The sequence below is a fragment of the Phytomonospora endophytica genome (assembly GCF_014202425.1).
GTDB classification, from domain to species: Bacteria; Actinomycetota; Actinomycetes; order Mycobacteriales; family Micromonosporaceae; genus Phytomonospora; species Phytomonospora endophytica.
In genome coordinates this window covers 438,187-448,996 of sequence record NZ_JACHGT010000004.1, presented here as the reverse complement: position 1 = coordinate 448,996, position 10,810 = coordinate 438,187, and the positions used below count along the sequence as shown (strand labels likewise).

Annotated in this window: 11 protein-coding genes; 6 read left to right on the top strand and 5 right to left on the bottom strand. The window is 71.9% G+C overall.

All coding sequences use genetic code 11. The features are described 5' to 3' along the window. Positions 1 to 1,569: 1,569 nt before the first annotated feature. From HNR73_RS11265 to HNR73_RS11250, 4 genes are all read right to left on the bottom strand, one after another. Entirely contained in the window at positions 1,570 to 2,430 is an 861-nt protein-coding gene (locus HNR73_RS11265) for an ABC transporter permease (protein ID WP_184787304.1), read from the bottom strand. After that, positions 2,427 to 3,422, bottom strand: coding sequence for an ATP-binding cassette domain-containing protein (locus HNR73_RS11260; protein WP_184787303.1), 996 nt, complete (start codon positions 3,420 to 3,422; stop codon positions 2,427 to 2,429). Before HNR73_RS11260 ends, HNR73_RS11265 begins: the two co-directional genes overlap by 4 nt. A gap of 22 nt (positions 3,423 to 3,444) precedes the next feature. Further along, positions 3,445 to 4,017, bottom strand: coding sequence for an NADPH-dependent FMN reductase (locus tag HNR73_RS11255; protein WP_184787302.1), 573 nt, complete (start codon positions 4,015 to 4,017; stop codon positions 3,445 to 3,447). 67 nt (positions 4,018 to 4,084) lie between these two features. Further along, the gene (locus tag HNR73_RS11250) at positions 4,085 to 4,786 is read right to left on the bottom strand and encodes a TetR/AcrR family transcriptional regulator (protein WP_184787301.1); all 702 of its coding nucleotides are present in this window, start codon (positions 4,784 to 4,786) and stop codon (positions 4,085 to 4,087) included. 95 nt (positions 4,787 to 4,881) lie between these two features. Here HNR73_RS11250 and HNR73_RS11245 point away from each other — a divergent pair, with 95 nt between their 5' ends. Further along, positions 4,882 to 6,042, top strand: a complete 1,161-nt coding sequence (locus HNR73_RS11245; RefSeq protein WP_184787300.1) for an FAD-dependent monooxygenase — start codon at positions 4,882 to 4,884, stop codon at positions 6,040 to 6,042. A 105-nt stretch (positions 6,043 to 6,147) separates the two neighbouring features. Further along, a complete protein-coding gene (locus tag HNR73_RS11240) occupies positions 6,148 to 7,188 on the top strand; it encodes an NAD(P)-dependent alcohol dehydrogenase (protein WP_184787299.1) in 1,041 nt (346 codons plus the stop codon). A 42-nt stretch (positions 7,189 to 7,230) separates the two neighbouring features. Here the strand turns inward: HNR73_RS11240 and HNR73_RS11235 are convergent, their stop codons facing one another. Continuing rightward, entirely contained in the window at positions 7,231 to 7,440 is a 210-nt protein-coding gene (locus tag HNR73_RS11235; RefSeq protein ID WP_184787298.1) for a heavy-metal-associated domain-containing protein, read from the bottom strand. A gap of 103 nt (positions 7,441 to 7,543) precedes the next feature. Between HNR73_RS11235 and HNR73_RS11230 the strand changes: the two genes are divergently transcribed. From HNR73_RS11230 to HNR73_RS11215, 4 genes are all read left to right on the top strand, one after another. Further along, positions 7,544 to 8,203 (top strand): hypothetical protein, encoded by a 660-nt coding sequence (locus HNR73_RS11230; RefSeq protein WP_184787297.1) that lies wholly within the window; start codon positions 7,544 to 7,546, stop codon positions 8,201 to 8,203. A 9-nt stretch (positions 8,204 to 8,212) separates the two neighbouring features. Further along, on the top strand, positions 8,213 to 9,265 hold the full coding sequence (locus tag HNR73_RS11225; RefSeq protein ID WP_184787296.1) for an aminotransferase class V-fold PLP-dependent enzyme: 1,053 nt from the start codon (positions 8,213 to 8,215) through the stop codon (positions 9,263 to 9,265). Between the two features lie 61 nt (positions 9,266 to 9,326). Further along, on the top strand, positions 9,327 to 9,827 hold the full coding sequence (locus tag HNR73_RS11220; protein ID WP_184787295.1) for a SigE family RNA polymerase sigma factor: 501 nt from the start codon (positions 9,327 to 9,329) through the stop codon (positions 9,825 to 9,827). After that, complete coding sequence (locus HNR73_RS11215) at positions 9,824 to 10,801, top strand: hypothetical protein (protein ID WP_184787294.1); 978 nt, start codon at positions 9,824 to 9,826, stop codon at positions 10,799 to 10,801. The genes HNR73_RS11220 and HNR73_RS11215 overlap by 4 nt, the downstream gene beginning before the upstream one ends. Positions 10,802 to 10,810 lie beyond the last annotated feature (9 nt).

Here is a 10,810-nt window from a genome sequence, read left to right as displayed (position 1 = left end):
CCCGCGCAGGTACACGTGGCAGGCGGCCCAGGCACCTGAGGCTAGCGGCGACAGCTCACGGCGGACAGACACGAGGGCCTGCGGCAGGCGGGCGGGCGAGGGCGTGAAGGCCCGCGCAGGTACACGTGGCAGGCGGCCCAGGCACCTGAGGCTAGCGGCGACAGCTCACGGCGGACAGACACGAGGGCCTGCGGCAGGCGGGCGGAGGCTTGAGGGCCCACGCAGGTAACTCGCCGCGAGTGCGCGGAGACGCTGGCAGCTTCCCGCAGATGACTCGCGACGATGGGAGGCTTCCGGCGGCAGCGGATCTAGGTACGGCCCAGCATCACGGCTTCGCTGCCCGGTTCCGGCCTGGGCGAGCGCTGTCGCGGCCCGCGAGCGGCGCACTCGCCGGAGGCTCGCTCCGCGCGGGGACCGGGAGGCCAGGACGAGCACGGTCGTGGCTCGCGGCGGATGCGCCGGGCTACGTGCAGCCTCCGCAGGCGACTCGCGGCAGCGAACCGCAGGCCCTTGCACACTCGCGCGAGTAACGCGCCGCAGGCGCGCGAGGGCGTTGCACCCTCACGCAGACAACTCACGGCAGTGCCCAAGGCGCATGCGCCCTCGCGCAGACAACGCACGGCGGCGAACCGCAGGCCCTTGCACACTCGCGCGAGTAACGCGCCGCAGGCGCGCGAGGGCGTTGCACCCTCACGCAGATGGCTCGCGACGATGGGAGGCTTCCGGAGGCAGCGGATCTGGGCACGGCCCAGCATCATGGCTTCGCTGCCCGGTTCCGGCCCGGGCGAGCGCCGTCGCGGCCTCGCGGACTGCGGACAACGGACTCGCCGCAGGCTCGCCCGCGCGGAGGCCAACGCGCTGGATCGCTCTTCGCCGGTGAACCCGAACCGCCGCGACCTTCGCCGCTTGGGCGAGGCCGCCGGGAACCAGACCACGTCTGATCGCGACGCCGGAGCCCGGCGAGGCCGGGAAGCCGAGCCCGACACCCCGGCGAGAGCCATGCGCGGGGTCCTTGCCTTCGCGGTGAGATCCAACCGCCATGGCCGGTCGCGTCGACGCAGCCCCTGAGTCCGCTGATCGCGTCCTGCGGCGGGCTGAAGGCTGCGGCAGACGGCGGCGCCGAGCCACGGCGAGCGAACTCGCCCCGGCGAAACCCGCGCGGGACCCCTGTCCTCGCGCGTGCGAGGTCGTCGACGTGCGCTCGTCGCCACCACGGCCGTACCCGCCTGGGAAGCAGACGGTGTTCCGGCCGCGAGCGGCGGTCGACGAGCCGCGCGTTCGCCTGCGGCGAGCCCAACGCGGCGCTGGGCTCCCTGCGCGAGCGCGGCATCCCGGTCCGCGCAACCGAAGCCGAGCCGCCACCGGCCGGCCGGGTGGGTGGGTAGGCGAGCAGCCGTGGGAGCAGGAGCGGAGGTGATGGCGGGCCCGGGGATGCGAGCGGAAGTCAGGGCGCAGGGATGAGCGTGGGAGCGGGCACGCGAGATCCGCGGACGGGCACGGGCACCCAAAACGACGGGCCGGCTCCCCCCAGCCGGCCCGTCGTGTCGCCCCTGTCCCCCTGTCCTCACATCACTTCCGGTTGTAGAGCCGCATCGTCAGTGCACCGAAGACGAGCAGGATCGCGCCGCCCGAGATCAGTGTCCAGCCGATCTCGTACCCGTCGGGTTCGCCGTACATCAGCCCGCGTACGGCGGCGACCAGGTGGGCGACCGGGTTGACCGCGACGAAGCCCTGCAGCCAGCCCGGCATCGTCACCGGCTGCACGAACACGTTGCTCAGGAACGTCATCGGGAACAGCACCATCATGCTCACGCCCATCACCGACTTCTCCGAGCGCAGGAGCAGCCCGAACATCGTCCAGATCCAGGAGAAGGCGAAGGAGAACGCGACCAGCAGTCCGACACCGGCGAGCACTCCGAGCACGCCGCCGCCGGGGCGGAAGCCGAGGGCGAGACCGAGCAGGAGGATCGTCGTCGAGGCGATCGTGTAGCGGAAGACGTCGCCGAGGATGGCGCCGACGAGGGCCGCCGGGCGCCAGATCGGCAGGGTCCGGAAGCGGTCGAAGACACCTTTCTCGATGTCGGTGTTCACGCCGACGCCGGTGTACATGGTGATCATCACGACGCTCATGACCATGATGCCGGGCAGCAGGTACTGCAGGTAGTCGGTGGTGTTCCCGGCCAGCGCTCCCCCGAAGAGATAGGTGAACATCAGCGTCATCATGATCGGGAACGCGGTCACGTCGAAGAGCTGATCCGGGACGTGCTTGATCTTCAGCATCGCGCGCCAGCCGAAGGCGATCGACGCGGCCAGCGCGCTCGGCCGGGACGGCTGCTCGTCGGCCGACAGGACGGCACTGAGCGCCGAGGCGGCCGGCGTGTACACCGAGGACGTTGTGGTGGGGGTGGTGGTCGTCGACTGCGTGGTCATGCCACGGCCTCCTTCTCGGCGTCGTCGGTGGCGGGGTGATCGGTGAGGGCCAGGAAGACCTCGTCCAGGCTCGGCTGGCCGAGGGAGAACTCGTCGACGGTGATGCCCGACCTGGCCAGCGCGGCCAGCGCCAGCGAGGCCTGCTCCGCGGCTCCCCCGCCGTTCCCGTCGACGCGGGCGGTCAGGGCGACCGGGTCGGCTTCGAGGTTCACCCCGAGCGACAGGTTCGCCGACAGGACACGCTCGGCCTCGCCGCGCTGACCGGCGTCGCGCAGCCGGACGTGCACCGACCCCGACCCGACGGAGGCCTTCAGCTCGCCGGGTGTGCCCTCGGCGATGACCTTGCCGTGGTCGATGACGGCGATCCGTCCCGCCAGGTTGTCGGCCTCGTCCAGGTACTGCGTCGTCAGCAGGACCGTCGTGCCCTGCGCGACGATGATCCGGACGATGTCCCACACCTGGTTGCGGCTGCGGGGATCGAGACCGGTGGTCGGCTCGTCGAGGAACAGCACCTCCGGTGTCCGGATGATGCTGGCGGCGATGTCGACGCGCCGGCGCATCCCGCCGGAGTACTTCTTCACCTGACGGCCGGCGGCCTCGGTGAGTCCGAAGGCGTCCAGCAGCTGCTCGGCTCGGCGCTTCGCGGCGGCCTTGCGGTGCCCGATGAGGCGGCCCAGCAGGATCAGGTTCTCCAGGCCGGTCAGGTCCTCGTCGACCGAGGCGTACTGGCCGGTCAGGCTGACCTTCGAGCGCACGGTGTCGGCTTCGCGGACGACGTCGTGCCCGAAGACCCTCGCCTCACCCCCGTCGGGTCGCGTCAAGGTCGCCAGGACCCGCACGGCGGTGGTCTTGCCCGCGCCGTTCGGCCCGAGCACGCCGTACACGGTCCCCGCGGGGACGGCCAGGTCCACACCGTCCACGGCTCTGGTCTTGCCGAATGTCTTGACCAGGCCTTTCGTTTCTATCGCGAGGGTGTTGGCGCGGTCGCTCATGGTTCTTTCCTTTCGGTTCTCTTCAGCAGGTGAAGGGGCGGGCGGCCCGGCCCTCGCGCAGGGCGTGGCCCCACCAGGAGAGCTGGGCGAGCATGCGGGCGGCCGACTGTCCGGCCTCCGGTCGCGACACACCGCCGTCGGGGTCGAGGAGGTCGAGGTGGACGCCGTCGCGGACGGTCACGGTGTGCAGCTCGGCGTAGACCGTCCGCAGCTGCTCGACGGCGAACAGGCCGCGGTGGCGGTAGCCGTAGGAGACGAAGCCGACGGGCTTACCGTGCCACTCGTCGTAGCCGTAGTCGACGGCCTGTTTCAACGACGCGGGGAAGCTCCGGTTGTACTCGGGCGTGACCACGACGTAGGCCTCGGCGTGGTCGACGGCGGTGGTGAAGCGGGCCATCTCCGGCGTCGCCTCGCCCGGCAGGCGGGCCGGGAAGTCGAAACCGGCGAGGTCGAGGACGTCGACGGTGAAATCGCCGTGGTCCTTGGCCAGCGCGGCGAACCACGCGGCGATCGGCTCCCCGGCCCGTCCCTCGCGGGTGCTGCCCACGATGACGGCGAGCCGCAGCGTCGTGGTGGTGGTGTGCGAGCCCTTCATCTCCGTCTCCCGTCTCGATCCTCACCCTTGAGGCGCGAGACGCGGACGGGTTTCCGCTAGACCGGATCTAGCGGCGACTCGCGATGAGCCCGGCGACGCCGTCGAGGATGCGGTCGAGACCGAAGGCGAGGGCCTGGTCGGGCGTCGAGACGGCGAGCGCGGCGGTCAGCGCGGGGTAGCGCTCGCGGTGCTCGTCGAGCAGGACGGCCAGGGCGCGGTCAAGTTCGGCCTCGCCGCCCTCGCGTCTGGTGCCTTCGGGGGTGACGAGCTGCTGGGCGGTGCCGCGGACGTGCCCGGCGACGGTGAAGACGGTGTCGAGGCGTTCGCCGCCGTCGAGGCCGGTGTCTTCGAGGGCGGCGACGGCGTGGTCGGTCCAGGCGAGTTCGTTGGGGCCGAGGGGGCGGCGGCCGACCATGGCGGCGAGGAGCCAGGGGTGGCGGAGCAGGACGTGCCAGAGCGCTTCGGCCCAGGCGGTCAGGCGGGGGCGCCAGGCCGAGGGGGCGAGTTCGGGGGCGGGACCGACGGCGTGGTCGACCATGAGCGCGACGAGTTCGGCGCGGCCCGGGACGTGCCGGTAGAGGGACATCTTGGTGAAGGAGAGGCGTTCGGCGACGACCTGCATGGTGAGGGCGGGCAGGCCCTGCTCGTCGGCGACGGCGATGGCCGCGACGGTGATGAGTTCGGGGTTGAGCGCGGCTTTCGGGCCCCTCGTGGGCGGGGGTTTGAGGCCCCAGAGCAGGGCGAGCGCGTCGGTGAAGTCCTCGGCCATGTCGCCCTCCCCGGGAATCGCGTTTCGCGTTCGAAGAAACCGTGTCTACCATACACTGTGTCCAACAGACACGGTTGTGGAATCGGGAGAACACCATGAACGTCCTCATCTCCGGCGCGAGCGTCGCCGGCCCGGCACTCGCGTACTGGCTCGCCCGGCACGGCTTCCGGCCGACGGTGGTCGAGATCGCGCCGGACCTGCGCGGCGGCGGTTACGCCGTCGACTTCCGCAGCGACGCGCACCTGACGGTGCTGTCGCGCATGGGAGTTCTCGACGAGCTGCGCGCGGTCGCGACCGGCGGCTCGCCGGGCAGTTACGTCGACGCCTCGGGGGCCGAGATCTTCGCGCTCCCCGCGGAGTTCACCGGCGGCGACATCGAGGTCCGCCGTTCGGACCTGGCCCGCGTCCTGCACGGGCGCACCCGCGCCGTGTGCGAGTACCTCTTCGGGGACTCGATCACCTCGCTGACCGAGACGCCCACGGGGGTCGACGTGACCTTCGCGCGTTCGGCACCGCGTACCTTCGACCTGGTCGTCGGCGCCGACGGGCTGCATTCCAACGTCCGCCGCCTGGCCTTCGGGCCGGAGGAGGAGTACCTGAGCCACCTCGGTTACTACGTGGCGGGCTGGCCCGCGCCGGAGGGGACCGTGGCCGACCGTGTCGCGCGGACCTACAACGAGCCGGGCCGGATGATCAGCGTCGGCACCACCGCCGGGAGGCCGGAGGTCTTCGCCGCCTTCACCTCCGGTGTCCTCGCCTTCGACCGCCGCGACCTCGCCGCCCAGAAGGAGATCATCGCGCGGACCTACGCGGGGATGGGCTGGCGCGCCGCCGAGCTGGTCGGTGCCCTGGCCGGGACCGGGGAACTGTACTTCGACGCCATCAGCCGGATCGACGTCCCGGTCTGGTCGCGCGGCCGGATCGCGCTGGCCGGGGACGCCGCCCATGGGGCGACCCTCGGCGGGATGGGCACCGGCACGGCCGTCGTCGGCGCCTACATCCTCGCCGGAGAGCTGGCCGCCGCCGGAGGCGACCACGCCGTCGCCTTCGCCGCCTACGAGAAGGAGCTGCGCGACTTCGCCACCACCTGCCAGGAGGGCGGCGAGACGACCGGCTCGTTCCTCTCCCCGGCCACCGCCGAGAAGCTCGCCGAGCGCGACGCCATGATGCTCTCACCGGAGTTCCCGGCGATGATGTCCGAGGTCGCGCGGGAGCGCGCCGCCGACATCGAACTGAAGGGTTACGGCCTGTACTGAGAAGCGGCGGCCCAGGTCACGCGTCGCCGTCCCCGGCTTCCGCCGCCGCCGGGGGCGGCGCAAGATGTGAGCCGTCAGCACCCCTCGGACGAAAGGTCAGGGCACATGACCACCGAAGTCAGGGCCTACGCCGCCTCCTCGGCGGGCGCGCCCCTCGCGCCCACCACCATCCCCCGCCGGGCCGTCGGCGAGCACGACGTGCTCATCGAGATCCGCTACTCCGGGATCTGCCACTCCGACATCCACCAGGTCCGCGACGAGTGGCGGCCCGGGAACTACCCGATGGTCCCGGGGCACGAGATCGTCGGCGTCGTGACCGGGGCCGGTGCGGGCGTCACCCGGCACAAGGTCGGCGACCGGGTCGGCATCGGCTGTTTCGTGTTCGCCTGCGGCGAGTGCGACGCGTGCAAGGCGGGCCTCGACCAGTACTGCCGCAAGGGCACGGCGACCTACAACGACACCGAGGCCGACGGGAGCCCGGCGTACGGCGGTTACAGCACGCACATCGTCGCCAACGAGGACTTCGTGCTGAAGGTGCCCGAGAGCATCGACTACGCCGGCGCCGCGCCGCTGCTGTGCGCCGGGATCACGCTGTACTCGCCGCTGCGGCACTGGGGCGCCGGGCCGGGCAAGAAGGTCGCGATCGTCGGGATGGGCGGCCTGGGGCACGTGGGCGTGAAGCTCGCGCACGCGATGGGCGCCGAGGTCACCGTCCTCAGCCAGACCCTGAGCAAGAAGGAGGACGGCCTGCGCCTGGGCGCCGACCACTTCCACGCCACGAGCGACCCGGAGACCTTCCGGAGGCTGACCGGCCGCTTCGACCTGATCGTCAACACCGTCTCGGCCGACCTCGACCTCGACGCCTTCCTGCGGCTGCTGCGCATCGACGGCACGATGGTCAACCTCGGTCTGCCCTCGGAGGCGAGCTCGGTGCGGCTGTCCTCGCTGATCGGCGGGCGCAAGAGTCTGGCCGGGTCGATGATCGGCGGCATCGCCGAGACCCAGGAGATGCTCGACTTCTGTGCCGAGCGCGGCATCGCCGCCGAGTACGAGCTGATCAGGGCCGAGGCGATCAACGAGGCCTACGAACGGGTCCTGGCCAGTGACGTGCGGTACCGCTTCGTGATCGACGCGGAGAGCTTCTAGCCGTGACGCCGGGGCGCCCGCGCGGGCGCCCCGGTGGCGGGTTCAGACGCGTCCGGCGAGTTCGTAGCCGGCCTCGTCGACGGCTTCGCGCACGGCGTCGTCGGCGAGGGTCTCGCCGGTGACGATGACGTGGCCGGTCGGCAGGTCGACGCGCACCTCGGTGACGCCGGGGATGGCGCCGACCTCTTCGGTGACGGCCTTCTCGCAGTGCCCGCAGGTCATGCCGGTGACCTTGTAGGTGACGGTCTCCATGGCGGCTCCTCTCGTGGCGGTTCCTCGACCGTACTCTACCCCTAGGGGGTATGAATGCGGAAAAGCGGTGGCGTCCGGCGGGTCCGTGGCCGATGATCCGCCGGTGATCAGCGAAGCAGCGGCCAACAACGCCGGGTGGTGCGCGAGCATGTGCCGCGCCCACGACATCGAGACCTCGAACGACGGTCGAGTGTGGCGCGGTCCCGTCCGCACTCCCCTGTACTACCCCGACGCGGTGACACTCGTGCCCGGCCTCGCCGCCGAAGAGGTGCTCGCCGGGATCGATTCCTCCCCGGGCTGCTCGGTCAAGGACTCCTTCGCCGACCTCGACCTGTCCGCGCACGGCTTCGAGGTGCTCTTCGACGCCGAGTGGATCGTGCGGGAGGCGGGGACTCCCCTGCCCGCGGGCGACGCCCTGGAATGGCGTGCCGCGACCGACCTCACCGAGTGGGAGACCGCCTGGTCGGGAGGCGAGACGACGGGCCTGTTCACGGCCGGGCTGCTCACCGACACCTCGGTGCTGATCGCCGAAGGCCGCGACGCCACCGGCGCCATCGCGGCCGGGGCCGTGCTCAACACCGCCGGTGGCGTCGTCGGCGTGTCCAACGTCTTCGGCGGGGGTTTCGCGGGCGCCGTGCGCACGGCGGCCGACCTGCTCGGCGCCGGCGGCCTCGTCGGCTACGAGTCCGGCGACGACCTCGACGCGGCCCTGCGAGTGGGATTCAGATCACTCGGGCCGCTGCGGGTCTGGCTGCGGGCCTAACGTCGGACCATGACCCCGACGATCCCCGACGTCCGCGGCCACTTCGCCCCCGAGACGACCTATCTCGCCACCGCCTCCTACGGCCTGCCGCCCCTCGCCTCCACCGAGGCCATCGCCGCCCACGAGGCCGACCGCCGCGCCGGCCGCGTCGACATGCACACCATCGACGACCTCATCACGCGCGCCCGCACGGCCTTCGCCTCGATCGTCGGCGTCGACACCGGCGAGGTCGCGCACGGCCCCTCGGCCTCGTACTTCGTGGGCCTGGTCGCCGCATCCGTGCCCGACGACGGCGTCGTCCTCGCCGCCGAGGAGGACTTCACGTCGCTGCTGTTCCCGTTCCTGGTGGCCCGCGCCCGGGGAGTCACGGTCCGCACGGTCCCGCTGGCGCGGCTCGCCGAGTCGGTCACCGAGGACGTCGACCTGGTCGCCGTCTCCGCCGTGCAGTCCGCCGACGGACGCCTCGCGCCCTTCGCGGCCCTCGCCGAGGCCCGTCGTGAACACGGCCTGCGCGTCCTCTACGACGGCAGCCAGGCCGCCGGGTGGCTGCCGCTGCCCGTCGGCGACTTCGACCACCTCGTCGTCGCCGGATACAAGTGGCTGCTGGGCCCGCGCGGCACAGCCTTCATGACGGGCACTCCGCGGGCGCTCTCGTCGGTCACGCCACTGGCGGCCAACTGGTACGCCGGAAACGACATCTGGGACTCGATCTACGGTCCGCCGCTGCGTCTGGCGCCCGACGCCCGGCGCTTCGACCTGTCCCCGTCCTGGGCGCCGTGGATCGGGCACACCCCCGCGCTGGAACTCCTCGCCGGCCTCGACCGCGACGAAGTCCACGCCCACGACGTCGGGCTCGCCGCCCACTTCCGCGAAGGCCTCGGCCTGCCCCCGTCGGACTCCGCGATCGTCTCGGTCCCCTTGAGCGACCGGCAGGTCGCGGCCCTGCACGAGGCGCGGATCGTGGCCTCCCCGCGAGCCGGGCTGACCCGCTTCGCCTTCCACCTCTACACCACCGAGTCCGATGTGGACTTCGCGCTGAAGGTCATCGCCTCGTCGGCCTAAACGAAACCGTGCCCCCGGCGCGTGTCAGTGGTGTCCAACGGTTCTTCGCAACGGGGGCGCCTTGAACTCCTTCGACGACTATGTCCGCGCCAGAGGCACGGCGTTACTGCGTTTCGGCTATCTCCTCGGCGGTGACGCCCACCTGGCCGAGGACCTCGTACAGGAGGCGCTGGCCCGCTGCCACCGTTCGTGGCCGCGGATCAGCGCCGCCGGGGATCCCGACGCCTACGTGCGCAAGGCCGTGCTGCGCCAGTTCCTGTCCTGGCGGCGCAGGTTCAGCTTCGGCGAGCGCGTCACCGCCGACATGACCCCGCACGCCGCGGCCACCGCCGACCGTTCCGAGGCCGTCGCCGACAGGGAGGTGCTGTGGCGTCTGCTGGCGGGCCTGTCGCGCATGCAGCGGGCGGTGCTCGTGCTGCGCTTCTACGAGGATCTCGCCTACGCCCAGATCGCCGACCTGCTCGACGTCGGCGAGTCGACGGTGCGGGTGCACGCCCACAAGGGACTGTCCGCGCTGCGGGTGTCGCCGCAGCTGGTCGGCGAGAAGGAGGCGGGCCGATGAGCCGCGCGTTCGACGAATGGGATCTGGCCGAGAGTCTCGGGCACCACGCGGTGGACGCTCCGGACGACGAGGGCCTGCTGGAAGGCGTGCACCGGCGCCGCCGGGCTCGCGCACGAGGTCGCGCGGGCGCGGCGGGAGGGATCACGGTGGTCGTGACGGCGGTGGCGATCCTCTTCGCTCAGCAGTACACCGCCGACGACTGGTCGGGCCCCAACGCCGAGACCACCGCCTCGCCGGGAGTCTTCCCCACCGACCGGGACGGCCGGCGGGCGACGGTGTTCCCGTATCGCCCCGGCTGGATCCCCGAGGGGTTCCTGCTGCCCTATGGGATCGTGGTCAACGCGGGCCTGATGCGCCTGGGCTTCGCGTCGCCCCCGGATCCCGGTGCCGCCGAACCGCGGACCATCGCGCTCGACCTGTACACGAGCGCCCCGGCGGTGGCGCCGCAGGGCGGAACGCTGCGGTTCCGCGACACCTACGGCGTGTTCAGCGCGCCCTCGCCCCTGGGCGGCGACTACGCCCTGTCGTGGCAGGAGGACGGATACTTCTTCGTGCTCAGGGCCCGGGGCTTCGACCCGTCGGAGATGATGGACTTCGCCGAGGCCCTGCGCCCGGGCGGCGGTCCCGGCCCCGGCCTGCGCGGCTCCGATTGCGAGCGGGGACCGGAGTTGGAGTACATCCCACCCGACGGGACCCCGTTCGCGGCGAAAGATCTCGACGACGGTTCCCACCTCACCTGGCGCACGATCGAAGCGGAGCCCCCGGCGCTCCTCCGCGGCACGGACGACACCGTGGACCTCGGTGAGTGGAAGGGCAGCGTCGGCACACGCGAGTCGACCGGCGACCGCGTCCTGTCCGTCGACGTCGGTGACGGCAAGTACCTCGTGATCAACGGCTCCGCCGACCACACCGTCCCCGACGACGAACTGGCCTATCAGGCCCTCAAGGTCAACGCCGGCGGCCTCCTCTGCTGAGACCGCCGG

Excerpts from the sequence above, each read along its gene's own strand:
- HNR73_RS11245 (WP_184787300.1), top strand. The coding sequence starts at position 4,882 with ATGAACGTCCTCATCTCCGGCGCGAGCGTCGCCGGCCCGGCACTCGCG.
- HNR73_RS11215 (WP_184787294.1), top strand. The coding sequence starts at position 9,824 with ATGAGCCGCGCGTTCGACGAATGGGATCTGGCCGAGAGTCTCGGGCAC.
- HNR73_RS11255 (WP_184787302.1), bottom strand. The coding sequence starts at position 4,017 with ATGAAGGGCTCGCACACCACCACCACGACGCTGCGGCTCGCCGTCATC.
- HNR73_RS11260 (WP_184787303.1), bottom strand. The coding sequence starts at position 3,422 with ATGAGCGACCGCGCCAACACCCTCGCGATAGAAACGAAAGGCCTGGTC.
- HNR73_RS11250 (WP_184787301.1), bottom strand. The coding sequence starts at position 4,786 with ATGGCCGAGGACTTCACCGACGCGCTCGCCCTGCTCTGGGGCCTCAAA.
- HNR73_RS11265 (WP_184787304.1), bottom strand. The coding sequence starts at position 2,430 with ATGACCACGCAGTCGACGACCACCACCCCCACCACAACGTCCTCGGTG.
- HNR73_RS11225 (WP_184787296.1), top strand. The coding sequence starts at position 8,213 with ATGACCCCGACGATCCCCGACGTCCGCGGCCACTTCGCCCCCGAGACG.
- HNR73_RS11235 (WP_184787298.1), bottom strand. The coding sequence starts at position 7,440 with ATGGAGACCGTCACCTACAAGGTCACCGGCATGACCTGCGGGCACTGC.
- HNR73_RS11240 (WP_184787299.1), top strand. The coding sequence starts at position 6,148 with ATGACCACCGAAGTCAGGGCCTACGCCGCCTCCTCGGCGGGCGCGCCC.